Here is a 16,045-nt window from a genome sequence, read left to right as displayed (position 1 = left end):
CGCCATGACCGTCCAGGCCATCCTCGCCCCCGTCTTCGCGCAAGTTCTGTTGATCTTCGGGCTGATGTTCTGGCTGGGACGGGTGCGCCTCTCCGAGATCGAGGCGGGTGCGGTGAAGGCCACCGACGTCTCGATGGGGCAGCGCAACTGGCCGCCCCGCGCGCAACAGGCAGCCAACGCGTTCTCCAACCAGTTCGAGCTGCCGGCGCTGTTCTTCGCCCTGGTGCCGCTGGCGCTCTACACGAAGAAGGCCGATCTGCTCTTCGTCGTCCTCGCCTGGATCTTCGTGGCGTCGCGCGCCGTCCATGCGGGCGTCTACGTCACCTCGAACCACGTCCCCTTCCGCTTTCGCGCCTATACGCTCGGGGCGCTGGTGTTGCTGGCGATGTGGATCGTCTTCGCGGTGCGCATCTTTCTCGCGCCGATCGGACTATAAACGCACGCCTGGAAAATTGCCTCCCTCGTCCGATAAAGAGGGACGCTCAGCGAGGTTTAGGATCGTCCCATGCGCGTGCTCGTCGTCGGCGCCGGTGCCACTGGTGGATATTTCGGGGCGCGTCTCATGGAGGCCGGGCGGGACGTCACCTTCCTCGTGCGTCCGGCGCGGGCGGAGACGCTCGCCGCCTCGGGGCTTCGGGTGAAGAGCCCGGCCGGCGACATCCATATCGCGGAGCCCGCGACCCTCACCGCCGCCGATCTCGCGGCGGGCCAGGGCGGACGCTTCGATCTCGTCCTCCTCAGCTGCAAGGCCTACGACCTCGAAGGAGCCATCGCGGACGTGGCCCCGGCCATCGGCCCCGAGACACTGGTTCTGCCCGTGCTCAACGGCCTGCGCCATCTCGACGCCCTCGACGCCGCCTTCGGGCCGGAGAATGTCCTCGGCGGCTCTTGCGCCATCGTGGCGACGGTGCGGGGCGACGGTGAGATCCGCATGATGAGCCCGCTCCATTCCCTCACCTATGGCGAACGGGCAGGGGGGCGCTCGGAGCGGGTGGAGCGGATCGAGGCGCTGATGCAGGGCGTCGCGTTCCAGGCGCGCCTCAGCGAGACGATGGTGCTCGAGATGTGGGAGAAGTGGTCGTTCCTGGCTACACTCGCCGGGGCGACGTGCCTGATGCGCGCCACCATCGGTGACATCGTCGCCGCGCCGGGCGGCCTCGCCCTCATCGAGGCCCTGACCGAGGAATGCCGACGGATCGCCGAAGATGCCGGCTACGCACCGCGGGAGAAGGTGATGCAGAACACACGCACAAGTCTCACCGCGGAAGGCTCGGCCTTCACCGCCTCGATGCTGCGCGACATCGAGAACAAGGCGCGGATCGAGGCCGATCACATCATCGGCGATCTCATCGTCCGCAGCCGCGACGGGGCACACCCAATGCTCGACCGGGTCTACACCCATCTCAAGGCCTACGAGAACCGCCGCGCCCGCGAGGCCGCCTGAACGGCGGCCCCGGACTGGCGGACGCTCAGTAGCGCGGAGCCGGAGCCGGGGGCGGCGGCGGCGGATTGCCGTATTCGAGCTGCGTCTTGGCATCGTAGGGGCGCTGCGGCGGCGGCGTCAGGTCGACGGCGGGCGCGGTGGAGCAGGCGGCGACGCTGAGCAGGACGAGGCCCGCGAGAGTGAGTTGGACGATGGGGTACATGACGATTGCGAGGCTCCGGACGTTGACGCAGCGGGCTCGGGCGCAGCAAGGGCACGAGACGAGTCTGGCGCCCTGCCTGTCTGACGGCCGATCGCGCCGGAAGCTCGGCTGTATTGTGTCGGACACCCGCTGAAAGCGTGACCGTATCGCGGCGACGGCGGCGGCCGGTCACGCTTCCCTAACCCTGAGGATTTCGTCCTGACCCCTCCCGCTCGTCTCTCCGCCGCCATCGAAGTGCTCACCGACATCGCCGGTCGGCGCCGACCGGCCGCGGACGCCCTCAAGGATTGGGGCCTCGCCCACCGCTTCGCCGGCTCCGGCGACCGCGCCGCCATCGCGAGCCTCGTCTACGACGCCCTGCGCCGGCGCGCTTCCGCCGCCTGGATCATGGGGGACGAGACCCCGCGCGCCATCCTGATCGGCATGCTGCGGCTGCAGCACGGCCTCGCGGCGCCCACCATCGCCGAGCTGTTCTCGGGCGAGCGCTTCGCGCCCGATCCCCTGACCGATGCCGAACGCACGGCCATCGCCGAGGGCTCGCTCGCCGACGCACCGCCCCACGTGGCCGGCGACGTCCCGGACTGGATCCTGCCCTCCCTCGGCCACCTGTTCGGCGATACCCTGGTCGAGGAGCTGCGCGCGCTCGCCCGCCGCGCACCCCTCGACATCCGCATCAACACCCTCAAGCGCGACCGCGAGACGGCCCTGGCCGGGCTCGCGCATCTGACGCCGGTGGTGACGCCCCATGCGCCGAACGGCCTGCGCATTCCGCTGGGCGAGGACGGGCGCGGCCCCGCTTTGCACGTGGAGCCGGAATTCCTCGACGGCTGGTACGAGATCCAAGACGAGGGCTCCCAGATCGCCGGCGCCCTGAGCGGCGCGCGCGCCGGCGAGACCGTGGTCGATCTCTGCGCGGGTGGCGGCGGTAAGACCCTCGCCCTCGCGGCCATGATGCGGAACGAGGGACGGCTCATCGCCACCGACGACGATCCGCGCCGGCTCGCGCCGATCCACGACCGGCTGCGCCGCTCCGGTGCCGAGGCCGAGATCCGCACCCCGCGCGCCGGGCGCGCACGAGCCGACGTGCTCGGTGACCTCGACGGCACCGTGGACCGGGTGGTGGTCGACGCGCCCTGCACCGGTTCAGGGACATGGCGGCGCAATCCCGACGCCAAATGGCGCCTGCGCCCCGGCTCCCTCAGCGCCCGCGTCACGGACCAGGCCGAGGTGCTCGACCGGGCCGCCCGCCTGGTGCGGCCGGGAGGGCGGATCACCTACATCACCTGCTCCCTGCTGCGGGAGGAGAACGACGCGGCCATCGACGGCATCCTCGCACGGGCGAATGGCGGACTGACGGTCCTGCCGGCCGAGAAGATCGCCGCCGACCATGCGCCCGGCCTCGCCGGGGTGGTGCGGTTCACCGAGCACGGCCTTCAGATGAGCCCGGCCCACACCGGCACGGATGGCTTCTATGTCGCCACCCTGGAACGACGCGGCTGATGCGCCTGGACCGCCGGATATTGGTCGCCGCAGCCGCGGCGATGCTGTCCGGCGGTGCGCAGGCCCGCGCGGAGACGGTTCCGGCTCCGGGCACGAATCTCGACGTGATCGACCTGTGGCCCGGCCTGCCCCCCGGCGGCGGCGGTCCCATCGCGGCGGATGGGCGGTTCGACGAGAGCCGCGACGGGGTGATCAGCAACGTGGCCCGGCCCTGCCTCCTCGTCATGCGCGCACCGAAGCCCAACGGGGCGGCCCTGGTCGTCGCGGCGGGCGGGGGCTATCGCCGCATCGACATCGGCAACGAGGGCATCCCGGTGGCGCGGTGGCTCGCCACCGTGGGCATCACCGCCTTCGTGCTGATCTACCGCCTCCCCGGCGAGGGCTGGATGGCCGGCGCCGACGCGCCGCTGCAGGACGTGCAGCGGGCGCTCCGCCTCGTCCGGGCGGGGGCCGTGACCTACGGCATCGACCCCGAGCGGGTCGGCGTGCTCGGCTTTTCCGCCGGCGGGCACCTGATGGGGGAGGCGGCCATGCGTGCCTCGGCGGAGACCTATGCTGGGCTCGACGCCAGCGACGCGCTCTCGGCCCGGCCCGAACTCGCGGGGTTGATCTACCCCGTCATCACCCTGCTACCGCCCTTCGACCGGACCTCCACGAGGCGCATCCTCGCAGGCGACCCGCCCGACCCGGTGAAGGCCGCGGCCTATTCGGTGGAGACGCATGTGCGCGAGAAGGCGCCGCCGACCTTCCTCGCCCAGGCCGCCGACGACCCCATCGCCGTGGTGGACAACAGCTTGCTGATGTATTCCGCCCTGCGGGGCGCCCTGGTGCCGACGGAACTGCACCTGTTCGAGCGCGGCGGTCATGGTTTCGGCCTCGGCGTGCCGGGCTCTCCGGCGGCAGCGTGGTCGGGCTTGTTCCTCACCTGGATGCGGCGGCGCGGCTTCCTCCGCCCGTGAGCTAACGGCCTCGAACGGGCGATGGGCGCACCCGATGCATGTGGGCGGCGCGCGCCCTGCGGAACCTGCGCGTTGCACGGCGGCGGGGGCTCGTCTAACTCCGATCCATGAATACCGACCACGACAAGATCCTCATCGTCGATTTCGGCTCCCAGGTGACCCAGCTCATCGCGCGGCGGGTGCGCGAGGAGGGGGTCTATTGCGAGATCGTCCCCTTCACCAAGGCGGCGGAGGCCTTCGCCGAGTCGAAGCCCAAGGGCGTGATCCTGTCCGGCGGCCCCGAATCGGTGACGACCGAGGCCTCGCCCCGCACACCCCAGGTGGTGTTCGATTCGGGCGTGCCGGTCTTCGGCATCTGCTACGGCCAGCAGACCATGGCGGCTCAGCTCGGCGGCGAGGTCGAGGGCGGGCACCATGCCGAGTTCGGCCGCGCCGAGATCGAGATCATTTCGGACTGTCCCCTGTTCAAGGGCGTATGGCATGTGGGCGAGCATTATCCGGTCTGGATGAGCCACGGTGACCGGGTGACCAAGCTCCCCGACGGGTTCACCACCGTCGCCCTGTCGAAGAACGCGCCCTTCGCGGCGGTGGCCGACGAGTCGCGCAACTACTACGCGGTCCAGTTCCACCCGGAGGTGGCCCATACCCCGCACGGCGCCCTGCTGATCCGCAACTTCGTGCGCGACATCGCCGGCTGCACCGGCGACTGGACCATGGGCGCCTATCGCGAGGAGGCCATCGCCAAGATCCGCGCCCAGGTCGGCAAGGAGCGGGTGATCTGCGGCCTGTCGGGGGGCGTCGATTCCTCGGTGGCGGCGGTGCTGATCCACGAGGCCATCGGCGACCAGCTGACCTGCGTCTTCGTCGATCACGGCCTGCTCCGCATGGGCGAGGCCGACGAGGTCGTGCGGCTGTTCCGCGACCATTACAACATCCCCCTGGTCCATGTTCAGGCGCAGGAGCTGTTCCTCGGTGAGTTGGAGGGCGTCAGCGACCCGGAGATCAAGCGCAAGACCATCGGCCGCCTGTTCATCGACGTGTTCGACGAAGAGGCGAAGAAGATCGGCGGTGCGGCGTTCCTTGCCCAGGGGACGCTCTACCCGGACGTGATCGAGAGCGTCTCCTTTACCGGCGGCCCCTCGGTGACGATCAAGAGCCACCACAATGTCGGCGGCCTGCCCGAGCGCATGAACATGCAACTCGTGGAGCCCCTGCGCGAGCTGTTCAAGGACGAGGTCCGGGTGCTCGGCAAGGAACTCGGCCTGCCGGAGGCCTTCGTCGGCCGCCATCCGTTCCCCGGCCCCGGCCTCGCCATCCGCTGCCCCGGCACGATCACCGCCGAGAAGCTGGAGGCTTTGCGGAAAGCCGATGCGATCTATCTCGACGAGATTCGCAAGGCCGGTCTCTACGACACGATCTGGCAGGCCTTCGCAGTGATCCTGCCGGTAAAGACAGTGGGCGTGATGGGCGACGGCCGCACCTACGACCACGTCTGCGCCCTTCGCGCCGTCACCTCGGTCGACGGCATGACAGCGGATTTCTACCCCTTCGACATGGCCTTCCTCGGCCGCGTCGCCACCCGCATCATCAACGAGGTCAAGGGCATCAACCGGGTCACCTACGACATCACCTCGAAGCCGCCCGGCACGATCGAGTGGGAATGATTCAAGCACGGCAGTGGCTTGAATTCTGGGCGCCATATCGGCGGGAACGCCAGACGTGGCGGGCGATGCAAGCCTGCTTTGCGCCTCAGGCCGGTTCATGAACGCGAGCAGCTGGCATGCGCGTTTTCAATCTGCTCGAGAGCCTGAATGCTGGTCATCTCGCTGTTCCACGACACGGATTGATGACTTCAATGTCGGGTAAATCCTTTTGATGATCGGTCACGACGGTGCAACCGTGAGCCTCGGCCACGGCGGCGATGATCGTGTCGAGCGCGGTGCGCGGTCGTCCCTATTCTTTGCCGGCCGCCATGAGCCGAGCCTAGATCAGACCGGCTTTCACGTCGACGGGCAGCACGTGGCCAGTGAACAGTGCCTGAGGGCCCTCTGGACCGGCGAACCAAGCCTCAAGCTGATCGCGGCATTTGCTGGTCGGCGTCTCTAGAAGTCCTCGACGGATTTCGGCGACGGTCAGCAAGGCGATATTCCACCCTCCTTCGGCGGCTCGCCGCCGATGGTTTGAGTGATTGCCGCACGGAGCCGCTGGGCCTCTGGGCCGGCCTCCGCAAGGTGACGGGCCAAAGACCGTATAAGGTCGCGGTCCGCATCTCTGGCCGGCACTTCAAAGCGCGCCAGACCGCGCTCACTCGCACGAGACCGCTAGTTTTGAACGGCGCGTTTCTGTGAGCGGCCCATATCGGCCTCTCGGATATTTCCAGTGATACATCCGCTTTGGAAGGCCTGACCAGACTGCCCGGCACGTCCTTACGATGAAGGCAAATCCAGCCCTTCACCCACCTCGTCTTGCAAGCGTACCGATAACAATTCCACGTCGAGTGGGAGTGAGGGGCAGGCGGCGGTGATATCGTGGGTAGCGTAGCGCGCGATGGAGCTTTTCTCACCCCATCAATTGCGTCGATACGCCGAGCGGCGGACCGGCTCGAGCCAGCTGCCGGTCGAGCGTGTGCACCGTGGCGCCATGCGCGAACGCGGTCGCCAGATGCAGCGCATCACCGGCGCGAAGCCCGAGTGCATGCTGATCCACGAACGTCGCCGCCGTCCGGAAATGCGCGACCGTCACCGGGAGCACGGCGAAGCTTTCGGCCACCAGCTTGTTGAAGAGGGCGAGTGCCGCAGCGCGCTGCTCGAGTCCGATCTGCCCGGTCCTCAACTTGATCGCCAGAGCAGAGGACGTCTCCGTGATGGTCCAGTCACTGATCACGAGCAGCGCCGGATCCTGCTTCGCCAACCAAGCCTGAACGTGCGGCGTCATCGCTTCGTTGGACAGCGCCCCGACGATCACGGACGTGTCGAGATACAGCATCAGTAACGATCGCCATCCCGCATGGACCGTACCAGAGCGGCGGCGGCCTCAAGCTGCGGCGGCATGGTCGCCGTCAGGGCCTGGAGCAGGGCGGCATCGACCCTTTTGCGCTGCCTGGCCACGGAGGTGAGCCGAGCCACGGACTTGCCGCGCCGGGTGATGTCGATGGACTCGCCCGCCTCCACCCGGTCGACGAGCGCGCTCAGATGTGCCTTCGCATTTGCCAGACTCACGGCATCCATATCACGCTCCTGACTATGTAGATGGTCAGATAGCCGATCGGGTTTGGGACTTCCAGCGAATGATCCTCCTGGTGTTTTGGCGAAGAGCGGTGCTCGATGGCCCAATCATCGATCATCGATCATCGATCATCAGAGAGCTTCGATCCCCGCCGCCCCGCCGGCGGCATAGCGGGCGCCCGCCACAGCTGCCGGTGCAAAAAGGGTGTCGAGCTCCGCGATCTCCGCCGTCGATAAAGCCAGGTCCATGGCCGCCGCATTCTCCGCGAGCCGCGTCGCACGACGGGCGCCGGGGATCGGCACCACGTTGGGCGCCTTGGCCACCAGCCAGGCCAAGGCAACCTGTGCCGCGGTGACACCGCGCGTCGCGGCGAAGGCGCCGAGTGCCTCGGCGAGGCGCCGGTTCTGCGCCAGGGCCTCCCCCTGGAAGCGCGGATTGCCCTTGCGAAAATCACCCTCGCTCAGGGTCTTCGGATCGATGGCGCCCGTGAGGAAACCGCGCCCCAGGGGCGAATAGGCCACGAAGGTCACGCCAAGTTCGGCGCAGGCCGCCAGCATCCCGTCCTCCGGCGTGCGGCTCCACAGCGAATACTCGCTCTGGACCGCGGCAATGGGATGGATGGCATGGGCGGCCCGCAAGGTCGCCGGGGACACTTCCGACAGGCCGAGCGCCCGGACCTTGCCCGTCTCGACGAGCTTCGCCATGGCGCCGATGGTCTCCTCCAGCGGTGTCTCTGGATTGCGGCGGTGGCAGTAGTAGAGATCGATCGTCTCGACGCGCAAGCGCTTCAGCGAAGCGTCGCAAGCCGCCGCGATATAGGCGGGTGTGTTGTCGATCCGGCGAGACCCGGCCGCATCGCGCACGATGCCGAACTTGGTGGCGAGCGCCACCCGGTCGCGGCGCTGTTCGAGGAAGCGGCCGAGCAATTCCTCGTTGTGGCCGAGCCCGTAGGTGTCGGCGGTGTCGAGGAAGTCGTAGCCGATATCGAGCGCAGCGTTCAGTGTCTCCAGGGACTCGGCCTCATCCGCGGGGCCGTAGAATTCGGACATGCCCATGCAGCCGAGACCGGGGGCGGAGAGGGTGAGGCCTGTGCTGCCGAGAGGACGCTTCTGCATGGGACATTTCCTGTTCGAGGTCGAAGCGAAACCTGACAGGGCCGGGTTCATCCGATAAGCCGGACAATCCCGTATGAGCTGCTGAGCGAGTTTCACCAATGCAGCGCGCCGACCTGTCGGATCTCGCCGCCTTCGCGTCCGTGGCGAGCCATCGCAGCTTTCGCAAAGCCGCCACGGAGCTTGGCGTTTCGCCCTCGGCCCTGAGCCACGCTCTGCGTGGCCTCGAGGCGCGGATGGGGGTGCGCCTGCTCCATCGCACCACGCGCAGCGTCGCCGTGACGGAAGCGGGCGCGATTCTCCTGGCGCGACTGGGTCCGGCTCTCGCCGAGATCGGCGAGGCGGTGGATGCAGCGCGACTGCTCAGTGCCGAGGTCAGCGGCAGCCTCAGAATCAATGCGCCTCACGCGGCTTGCCGCCTCATTCTCATGCCGCTGGTGACGCGCCTCCTCGCGCGCCATCCGAAGATCGCCGTTGAAATCATCGGCGACAACGCCATGACCGACGTGGTGGCGGACGGTTTCGATGCGGGGATCCGGATGGGCGATCGCGTGGCGAAGGACATGATCGCCCTACCAATCGGCGGACCGCAGCGTTTCGCCGTCATCGGCTCGCCCTCCTATCTCGACGGGCGTGGGATACCGCGCCGCCCGCAGGATCTCGCCGGCCATGCCTGCATCCGTCAGCGATTTCCCGATGGCCGCCTGTTCAAATGGGAGTTTGAGCGAGACGGCTCCGCCTGCGACATCGAGGTGGAGGGACCGCTGACCTTTGGTGACCAGGAACTCATGGTCGAGGCGGCGGTCCAAGGTGTCGGCCTCGCCTTCGTCTTCGAGGGCTATGCAGCAGAGGCCCTCGCGCAGGGCCGGGTGAGGCGGCTGATGGAGGAATGGTGCCCGCCCTTTCCAGGTTTCCATCTCTACTTTTCCGGGCGTCGGCACGTGCCTTCAACCCTGCGGGCCTTCATCGCGGTGATGCGGGAGGCACCCTCGGGCGAAGCGTGAATGACGGACGCGCGCCCACGCGTTTCGCCCTTCGCCATCAGCCGCCTTATGGCGTCTTCCCCGGTGGCCTGCCGGCATGCCCGCCTTTTTCCGACGACCCTCAAGGCCGTCCATCGGACATCCGTCCGACTCGACACCGGGCGCCGGCGTGTCATCTCTTGCCGCCCCCTGAGGGCCCGCCTTCCCGAGAGTCCGTCGACGATGGCCCGGTCTGTCGGCGCCGTCATCGTGCCGGAGTGGATGATGAGAGCATTGAAGCTGGTCTGGATTCTGTTGGCGCTCACCTATGCCGCGAGCGAGAGCAGGGCCGAGCCGGTCGCAGGTCCATCGTCTCCCGGGGGTGGGACCATACCGGGCGCCGTGGCGCACGACGACATCCCCGTCTCGACCGTGCTCCTCGGCGGCTTTCCCTATTTCGCGCTGCCCGCCGGCTACCAGGCGGTGAACCCGCCCGAGACGCGCGAATTCGGGCATTTTCCGTTCTGGACGGGCACCGCGCTCCACGACGTCGATGGCAAGGTCTTCCTGTCCCTCATCGGTGCCAAGGACGGCAAGACCTACTCGTCCTATGAGTTGAAGAAGAACATCGAGGGCGTGCTGACCCAGGCCGGTGCTCGAAAGCTCACCGACAGCCAGATGCCCGCGTCAGTGATCGATACCCTGCCGGAGGAGGTCAAGATGGGCATGTATGAAGGCCTCGGCAACGTCTACTCCGAACGGACGCAAACCTGGGTGATCCGCCGCCCGGACCAGCAGATCTGGGTGCATTTCGTGCCCGGCAGCAACAGCGCCAGCTGGACCATCCTCGAGACGAAGCCGTTCGCCCAGACCGCCTCCCTGCTGCCCACCGAGCAGCTGAAGCAGGACATCGACAAGACCGGGCGGGCGGTGATCCATGTCAACTTCGCCACCGACAAGACCGAGATCCTGCCGGATTCCGCGTCGCAGATCGAAGCGGTGACGAGCCTGCTGAAGACGAATCCCGGCCTCAAATTGGCGATCAACGGCTACACCGACGAGACCGGCTCCGCCGGGCACAACCAGTCGCTCTCCGACGGCCGTGCCAAGGCGGTGATGGCCAGGCTCATCGCGTCGGGCGTCGCGAAGGAGAGGCTGAGAGCCAAGGGCTTCGGGGCCGCCAGCCCGGTCGCATCCAATGGCAGCGAGGAGGGCAGGGCGAAGAACCGGCGCGTGGAGCTGGTGAAGTTCTGACACTGAGACCTGCGATGCCGCCGGGCCGGCGGATTCGTCTCCACCGGCACCGTCTCGGTGACGAAGTCCGCCTCACGCCGGATAGGGACGTCCGTGATGACGATCCGCTTCCGCCTTACGGCCAGACCTTGAGCGCCAATGGTCTGCGGACGAGGTCGCGGTCCGAGGTCACCTGGCAGCCCTCCCGGCGCAGCGTCACGTAGGTGAGGAGGGCGGTGTCGCCCACATTGTCGAAGTTGCGGCCGGTCGCCTGCGGATCGAGAATCGACGGATAGGCGATGAGGTCGCCCTTGGCCGTGCAGGGATTGTCGTAGAGCGTGGCGCCGGCGAGCAGCAGGCGCGGTTGATCCCAGGTGAGGAGATCCCGCGACGTCGTCCAGTAGAAGCCGGATTGCGGAACCTCGGCGCCGGCCGCGGCCATGTAGACGGCGATCCAGGCCCCCGTGCCGCGGTGGCGCACCACCGCGCCCACGGGCAGGCCGAACGGCTCCAACGGCTTGCACGGTTCGGTGAGCAGGGTCGGCTTGGCGTAGGGATCGGGGAAGGCGGCGGTGAAGCCGAGCCCGGTCCAGGCCCGCCAGCGCGTCGGATCGGAGGGCGTGTCGGTACGGAACAGGCAGGCTCCGGCGGATTGCTCGCTGCCGCTGGAAGACCAGCCCGTGGTGGCGATCAGCACGTAGCGCCAGCGCCCGTCCGCCACGATGTTCGATGGATTGAAGAAGCCCCGCTGCCGGCCCTGGCCGACCTCCTGACGGAACGGCGCCCCGGCCACCACCGCAGGGAGCCTGGCGCGGGTGAAGCTGCGCCCGCCATCGCCGGAGGAGGCGGCGACGATCGTGTTGTACCAGCACTCGATATAGACCTTCGAGCGGCAGCGGCCCTCGTGCTCGTTGGCCTGGTACTCGTGGTGGAGGAGGGCCGAGACCGCCTTGCCGTCCTCCGTCCATGTGGCGGTGATCCAGGAGCGGTCGTCATAGGCCGCCGGATCGGCCTTCTCGCCGGAGTCGAGCACCACGGCGCAGTCGAGCTTCAACTGGTCGAGGCTCGGACCGCGCAGGGCCCGGTTGCGGTAATGCATTCCGAACAGGGCGACGCTGCCCGATGCGTCGCGGAAGGCGCGGGCGGAGGCGTCCGGCACATCCGCCCCGTCGCAGGCATCGCGCCCGGCCTTGAAGACCGTCGTCGGCGGACCGACGAGGGTGAGGGCGGAAAGCGGCGGTTCGGACCGCGCCGCGACGCCGTGCGGGAGCAGGACGAGCAGGAGGAGGGCGAGGAGCCGCGTCATCGGGTGAGCCTGGACATCCGCGCCGGTTTAGGTTTTGAACCATTACAGTCTGCTTCACCCGGCCTGGCGCGGCTCCCGCGATCCACAGGCGCGATTCGAAGGCATCCCATGCTCATCCTCATCCTCGGCCTCGTGCTGTTTCTCGGCACGCATGCCTTCTCCATGTTGAGGACGAAGCGCGCGGGCGTCATCGACGAGGTGGGCGAGAGCCGGTTCAAGCTCGGCTATACCGTGCTGTCGATCGTCGGCATCGTGCTCATCGCCTATGGTTTCGGGCAATACCGCGCGAGCGGCTATATCGAGGTGTGGAGCCCGCCGACATGGACACGCCATCTCGCGCTGCTACTGACGCTCCTCGCCTTCATCGCCCTGGCCTCGGCCTACCTGCCCGGCCATATCCGGGCGCGGGCCAAGCACCCGATGCTGCTGGCGGTGAAGATCTGGGCGACGGCCCATCTCCTCGCCAATGGCGACCTCGGCTCGATCCTGCTGTTCGGCAGCTTCCTCGCCTGGGCGGTGATCGCCCGGATCAGCGCCAAGCGCCGCGCCCTGTCGGCTGGCGCGGTGGCCGCCCAGCACGGCGCCGTCGCGGCTCCGGCCGGTTGGCGCAACGACGCGATCGCGGTCGTGGTCGGCTTCGTCGTCTGGTTCGTCTTCGCCAAATACCTGCATCAATGGGTGATCGGCGTCTCGGCCTGGCCGGTCGCGGCCTGAGGCATCGCCGAACGGCCAGTCGCCAAGCCGGCCGGGCTGTGCTAGGCGCCGGGCTTGGATTTTCCTCAAGGCCGTCGATCGTATCGCGGTCGGCGTGAGACGACATGGCCGAGAACAACGAGTTTATCCGCGAGGTCAACGAAGACTATCGCCGCGATCAGGTCGCACAGATCTGGAAGCGCTATAGCGGTCTCATCGTCGCCGTGGCGATTCTCGTCGTGGCCGGCGTCGGCGGCTATCGCTATTGGCAGCACGACCAGCGGGTCCGCGCGGAAGCCGCGTCCGAGAAGTTCGAGGCCGCCAACCGCCTCGCCAAGGACGGCAAGGGCGCCGAGGCCGACAAGGCCTTCGAGACGCTGGAAGCCGAGGCTCCCGGCGGCTATCGCATGCTGGCCCGCTTCCGCTCCGCCACCGAGACCGCCAAGCGCGATGCCGCCGCCGGTGCTGCCGAATACGATGCGCTGGCAGCCGACACCAAGCTCGGCGACGGCCTGCGCGACTTGGCGCGCCTCCGCGCTGCCCTGATCCGCCTCGATCAGCCGAACCCCGACCCGGCCCTCGCCAGCCTTCAAGGGCTCGCCGCCCCGGCCGGCGCGTTCCGCCACACCGCCCGCGAAATGCTCGGACTCGTGGCGCTGAAGCGCGGCGAATACGATGCCGCCGGGCGCTGGTTCGACCAGATCATTTCCGATCCTCAGACGCCGGCCAATCTCCGCCAGCGCATCGAGGTCTATGCCGCCCTCGTGGCCGGCGGCCCGGTCACCGTGACCGCGGCCCCTGCGCCTGAGCCGGCCGCACCCCCGCCCGTGACGCGCTGAGCCGGTTCCGGCACGCCGCCTGCACGACGAATTTCTTCTGTACGACGACTGAATCGAGACCACCATGGACATGCCGACCGTCGCTATCGTCGGACGGCCGAATGTCGGCAAGTCGACCCTCTTCAACCGGCTGGTGGGCAAGAAGCTCGCCCTCGTGGACGATCGCCCCGGCGTGACCCGCGACCGGCGCGAGGGCGATGTCAACTTCGGCGGATTGGTGTTTCGCGTCATCGACACGGCGGGGCTCGAACAGGCCGATGCCGATTCGCTGCTCGGCCGCATGCGCGCGCAGACCGAGGCCGCGATCCTCGAAGCCGACGTCGTGCTGTTCGTGATCGATGCCCGCGCCGGCATCCTGCCGGCCGACCAGCCCTTCGCCGAACTGGTGCGACGCGCCGGCTGCCCGGTGGTGCTCGTCGCCAACAAGGCCGAGGGCGGCACCGGCCTGTCCGGCGCCTACGAAGCGTTCTCCCTCGGCCTCGGCGACCCGATCCCGTTCTCGGCCGAGCACGGCGAGGGTATCGGCGAGTTGCACGACGCGCTGACCGAGGCCCTGCCCAAGCTCGACGACGAGGACGAGGAATACGACGACGACCCGTCGAACCGTTCGCTCAAGGTCGCCATCGTCGGCCGCCCCAACGCCGGCAAGTCGACCCTGATCAACCGGATGCTCGGCGAAGAGCGCCTGCTCGTCGGCCCCGAGGCGGGCATCACCCGTGATTCGATCTCCCTCGACTGGGAATGGCGCGGCCGCCGCATCAAGCTCCACGACACCGCCGGCATGCGCCGCAAGGCCCGTATCGACGACAAGCTCGAAAAGCTCGCGGTGTCGGACGGCCTGCGCGCCGTGCGCTTCGCCGAGGTGGTGGTTGTGCTCCTCGACGCGACGATCCCGTTCGAGAAGCAGGACCTGACCATCATCGATCTCATTGAGAGCGAGGGCAGGGCCGTGGTCATCGGCCTCAACAAATGGGATCTCGTGGCGGACCAGCCCGGCCTGCTGAAGAAGCTGCGGGAGGATTGCACCCGCCTGCTGCCGCAGGTGCGCGGTGTCTCCGTGGTTCCGTTGTCGGGGTTGGCCGGCGACGGCATCGACGCGCTGATGAAGGCCGTGACCGATACGTTCGAGGTCTGGAACCGCCGCGTCTCCACGTCCAAGATCAATGATTGGCTCAGCGCGGCCACCCAGCGCAACCCGCCGCCGGCGGTGGCCGGCCGCCGCATCAAGATCCGCTACGCCACCCAGGTGAAGAGCCGTCCGCCGCACTTCGCCCTGTTCGGCAATCAGCTCGACGGCCTACCGAAATCCTACACCCGCTACCTCGTCAACAACCTGCGCGAAGCCTTCGACCTGCCCGGCGTGCCGATCCGGCTGTCCCTGCGCACCTCGAAGAACCCGTTCGACAAGGACAACAAGGGCTGAGCCTCACGACCCGCAGGTCGTTTCGCTCAGCCAGTCCACGACGTCGTCCAGTCCCTGACGGTTGGTGCGGCCCGTCTCGCGCGCGGCTTCGAACACCGCGATCTGCCGGTCGGCGCTGGTGCCCTGCGCCACGATGGTTCTCGCCCGTTCCACCTCTGCGCCGCAGCCGAGCGCGTCGGCATCCGCGTCGATGAGGGTCAGAACCTTGTCGAGGGCGGCGGCGAAGGGGAGGGCGTCTTCGCTGGCCTCGTCGATAATCTCGGCCTCTGTGCCGCTGCGCTGGGCGCGCCACAAGTTCTCTTCAGCCAGAGCGCGGGAGACGCCGTCGAGATCGGCGTTGAGGTCGGGCCGGCGCACGACGCAGCGCACGAGGCAGCGGAAGAGTGCCGCCACCGTGAGCGCGTCCTCCAGCCGTGTGCAGGAATCCGCCACCCGCAATTCGAGGGTCGGGAACTTGATCGACGGGCGCAGGGACCACCACAGGAAGCTCGCATCCTGGATCGAGCCGGCTCGCGTCATGATACGGACGTAGCGCTCATAGGCGTCGGGGTCCGAGAAAAGCTGCGGCAGGCCGGTGCGCGGCAGCTCGCCGAAAGCGCTGAGCCGGTAGGCGGTGAGACCCGTCGGCTTGCCCTGCCAGAAGGGGGACGAGGCCGAGAGCGCGAATAGCAGCGGCTGGAACGGCAGCAGCCGGTTCATCAGGTCCACCCGCGCCTGCGGGTCGGGCACCTCCACATGCACATGCATGCCGCAGATCAGGCTCCGCCGTCCCGCCATCCCCACATCCCGCAGGATGCCGCGATAGCGCTCGCCCTTCGTCGGCAATTGCCGCGCCCAATCGGATACCGGATGGGTGCCGGCGGCGAAGAGCAGAAGCTCGTGCTCCTTCGCCAGACGACCGAGGGCGTCGCGCCGGCGTCCCAGGATCTCACGCGCCTCGCTGAACTCCGTGGAGGGCGGGGTGCAGACCTCCACCTGACACTGAAGCATCTCCCGCCCGATTTCGGGCAGACGCTCGCTCGCTTCCGCATGGAACGGTTTCACCGACCGCCGCGGCGTCCCTCGCGTCTCGGCATCGGCCAGGAAATATTCCTCCTCGATGCCGAAACAGTAGCTGTGCGCGGTCATGGAGGTTTCCTGCGGTGGA

Annotated in this window: 16 protein-coding genes and 1 pseudogene; 10 read left to right on the top strand and 7 right to left on the bottom strand. The window is 68.1% G+C overall.

The genetic code is table 11. The annotated features are described in order from the left end of the window. The first annotated feature begins 4 nt into the window (after positions 1–4). Positions 5–436: an MAPEG family protein gene (locus tag ASF26_RS11905; RefSeq protein WP_056253977.1), complete on the top strand. Its 432-nt coding sequence runs from the start codon at positions 5–7 to the stop codon at positions 434–436. A 69-nt stretch (positions 437–505) separates the two neighbouring features. Then, positions 506–1,444, top strand: a complete 939-nt coding sequence (gene panE / locus ASF26_RS11900) for a 2-dehydropantoate 2-reductase (protein ID WP_056253973.1) — start codon at positions 506–508, stop codon at positions 1,442–1,444. A gap of 25 nt (positions 1,445–1,469) precedes the next feature. On the opposite strand, the gene ASF26_RS23140 is transcribed toward panE, so the two are convergent. Beyond that, positions 1,470–1,646: a hypothetical protein gene (locus ASF26_RS23140; RefSeq protein WP_200925918.1), complete on the bottom strand. Its 177-nt coding sequence runs from the start codon at positions 1,644–1,646 to the stop codon at positions 1,470–1,472. A 198-nt stretch (positions 1,647–1,844) separates the two neighbouring features. Here ASF26_RS23140 and ASF26_RS11895 point away from each other — a divergent pair, with 198 nt between their 5' ends. The 3 genes from ASF26_RS11895 to guaA all read left to right on the top strand — a co-directional run bounded on the left by ASF26_RS11895 (position 1,845) and on the right by guaA (position 5,769). Beyond that, entirely contained in the window at positions 1,845–3,146 is a 1,302-nt protein-coding gene (locus tag ASF26_RS11895; RefSeq protein WP_056253970.1) for an RsmB/NOP family class I SAM-dependent RNA methyltransferase, read from the top strand. Further along, positions 3,146–4,105: an alpha/beta hydrolase gene (locus ASF26_RS11890; RefSeq protein WP_056253968.1), complete on the top strand. Its 960-nt coding sequence runs from the start codon at positions 3,146–3,148 to the stop codon at positions 4,103–4,105. Before ASF26_RS11895 ends, ASF26_RS11890 begins: the two co-directional genes overlap by 1 nt. Positions 4,106–4,212: 107 nt before the next feature. After that, positions 4,213–5,769 (top strand): glutamine-hydrolyzing GMP synthase, encoded by a 1,557-nt coding sequence (guaA, locus tag ASF26_RS11885; protein ID WP_056253965.1) that lies wholly within the window; start codon positions 4,213–4,215, stop codon positions 5,767–5,769. A gap of 154 nt (positions 5,770–5,923) precedes the next feature. Here the strand turns inward: guaA and ASF26_RS23435 are convergent. From ASF26_RS23435 to ASF26_RS11865, 4 genes and pseudogenes are all read right to left on the bottom strand, one after another. Next, positions 5,924–6,250, bottom strand: a pseudogene (locus tag ASF26_RS23435) (PIN domain-containing protein); the annotation flags it as partial. 414 nt (positions 6,251–6,664) lie between these two features. Next, positions 6,665–7,090 carry a type II toxin-antitoxin system VapC family toxin gene (locus ASF26_RS11875; protein ID WP_056253955.1) on the bottom strand — a complete coding sequence of 142 codons (426 nt, stop codon included), beginning with the start codon at positions 7,088–7,090 and terminating at the stop codon, positions 6,665–6,667. Next, complete coding sequence (locus ASF26_RS11870) at positions 7,090–7,332, bottom strand: type II toxin-antitoxin system prevent-host-death family antitoxin (RefSeq protein WP_056253952.1); 243 nt, start codon at positions 7,330–7,332, stop codon at positions 7,090–7,092. Before ASF26_RS11870 ends, ASF26_RS11875 begins: the two co-directional genes overlap by 1 nt. Before the next feature lie 129 nt (positions 7,333–7,461). Further along, positions 7,462–8,445: an aldo/keto reductase gene (locus ASF26_RS11865; RefSeq protein WP_056253950.1), complete on the bottom strand. Its 984-nt coding sequence runs from the start codon at positions 8,443–8,445 to the stop codon at positions 7,462–7,464. Positions 8,446–8,543: 98 nt separating this feature from the next. Between ASF26_RS11865 and ASF26_RS11860 the strand changes: the two genes are divergently transcribed. Then, entirely contained in the window at positions 8,544–9,446 is a 903-nt protein-coding gene (locus tag ASF26_RS11860; protein WP_056253947.1) for a LysR family transcriptional regulator, read from the top strand. A gap of 201 nt (positions 9,447–9,647) precedes the next feature. Next, positions 9,648–10,658, top strand: coding sequence for an OmpA family protein (locus ASF26_RS11855; protein WP_244475910.1), 1,011 nt, complete (start codon positions 9,648–9,650; stop codon positions 10,656–10,658). Between the two features lie 115 nt (positions 10,659–10,773). Here ASF26_RS11855 and ASF26_RS11850 read toward each other — a convergent pair whose 3' ends face one another. Then, the gene (locus ASF26_RS11850; protein ID WP_056253944.1) at positions 10,774–11,943 is read right to left on the bottom strand and encodes a hypothetical protein; all 1,170 of its coding nucleotides are present in this window, start codon (positions 11,941–11,943) and stop codon (positions 10,774–10,776) included. A gap of 108 nt (positions 11,944–12,051) precedes the next feature. On the opposite strand from ASF26_RS11850, the gene ASF26_RS11845 reads away from it, so the two are divergent. From ASF26_RS11845 to der, 3 genes are all read left to right on the top strand, one after another. Continuing rightward, positions 12,052–12,657: an NnrU family protein gene (locus tag ASF26_RS11845; RefSeq protein WP_056253940.1), complete on the top strand. Its 606-nt coding sequence runs from the start codon at positions 12,052–12,054 to the stop codon at positions 12,655–12,657. A 104-nt stretch (positions 12,658–12,761) separates the two neighbouring features. Next, the gene (locus ASF26_RS11840; protein WP_056253937.1) at positions 12,762–13,475 is read left to right on the top strand and encodes a tetratricopeptide repeat protein; all 714 of its coding nucleotides are present in this window, start codon (positions 12,762–12,764) and stop codon (positions 13,473–13,475) included. A gap of 64 nt (positions 13,476–13,539) precedes the next feature. After that, positions 13,540–14,898 (top strand): ribosome biogenesis GTPase Der, encoded by a 1,359-nt coding sequence (der, locus tag ASF26_RS11835; RefSeq protein ID WP_056253932.1) that lies wholly within the window; start codon positions 13,540–13,542, stop codon positions 14,896–14,898. Between the two features lie 3 nt (positions 14,899–14,901). On the opposite strand, the gene ASF26_RS11830 is transcribed toward der, so the two are convergent. Continuing rightward, positions 14,902–16,026, bottom strand: a complete 1,125-nt coding sequence (locus ASF26_RS11830; protein ID WP_056253927.1) for a carboxylate-amine ligase — start codon at positions 16,024–16,026, stop codon at positions 14,902–14,904. Between the last annotated feature and the right edge of the window lie 19 nt (positions 16,027–16,045).

Origin of the sequence: Methylobacterium sp. Leaf93, assembly GCF_001422345.1 — a bacterium.
In the GTDB taxonomy this organism is placed as follows: Bacteria; Pseudomonadota; Alphaproteobacteria; order Rhizobiales; family Beijerinckiaceae; genus Methylobacterium; species Methylobacterium bullatum.
The sequence above is the reverse complement of the archived record's forward strand: the minus strand, read 5'-3'. Positions and strand labels throughout refer to the sequence as shown.

Excerpts from the sequence above, each read along its gene's own strand:
- ASF26_RS11845 (WP_056253940.1), top strand. The coding sequence starts at position 12,052 with ATGCTCATCCTCATCCTCGGCCTCGTGCTGTTTCTCGGCACGCATGCC.
- ASF26_RS11860 (WP_056253947.1), top strand. The coding sequence starts at position 8,544 with ATGCAGCGCGCCGACCTGTCGGATCTCGCCGCCTTCGCGTCCGTGGCG.
- ASF26_RS11905 (WP_056253977.1), top strand. The coding sequence starts at position 5 with ATGACCGTCCAGGCCATCCTCGCCCCCGTCTTCGCGCAAGTTCTGTTG.
- panE (WP_056253973.1), top strand. The coding sequence starts at position 506 with ATGCGCGTGCTCGTCGTCGGCGCCGGTGCCACTGGTGGATATTTCGGG.
- ASF26_RS23140 (WP_200925918.1), bottom strand. The coding sequence starts at position 1,646 with ATGTACCCCATCGTCCAACTCACTCTCGCGGGCCTCGTCCTGCTCAGC.
- ASF26_RS11840 (WP_056253937.1), top strand. The coding sequence starts at position 12,762 with ATGGCCGAGAACAACGAGTTTATCCGCGAGGTCAACGAAGACTATCGC.
- der (WP_056253932.1), top strand. The coding sequence starts at position 13,540 with ATGGACATGCCGACCGTCGCTATCGTCGGACGGCCGAATGTCGGCAAG.
- ASF26_RS11875 (WP_056253955.1), bottom strand. The coding sequence starts at position 7,090 with ATGCTGTATCTCGACACGTCCGTGATCGTCGGGGCGCTGTCCAACGAA.
- ASF26_RS11865 (WP_056253950.1), bottom strand. The coding sequence starts at position 8,445 with ATGCAGAAGCGTCCTCTCGGCAGCACAGGCCTCACCCTCTCCGCCCCC.
- ASF26_RS11890 (WP_056253968.1), top strand. The coding sequence starts at position 3,146 with ATGCGCCTGGACCGCCGGATATTGGTCGCCGCAGCCGCGGCGATGCTG.
- ASF26_RS11870 (WP_056253952.1), bottom strand. The coding sequence starts at position 7,332 with ATGGATGCCGTGAGTCTGGCAAATGCGAAGGCACATCTGAGCGCGCTC.
- ASF26_RS11830 (WP_056253927.1), bottom strand. The coding sequence starts at position 16,026 with ATGACCGCGCACAGCTACTGTTTCGGCATCGAGGAGGAATATTTCCTG.
- guaA (WP_056253965.1), top strand. The coding sequence starts at position 4,213 with ATGAATACCGACCACGACAAGATCCTCATCGTCGATTTCGGCTCCCAG.
- ASF26_RS11850 (WP_056253944.1), bottom strand. The coding sequence starts at position 11,943 with ATGACGCGGCTCCTCGCCCTCCTCCTGCTCGTCCTGCTCCCGCACGGC.
- ASF26_RS11855 (WP_244475910.1), top strand. The coding sequence starts at position 9,648 with ATGGCCCGGTCTGTCGGCGCCGTCATCGTGCCGGAGTGGATGATGAGA.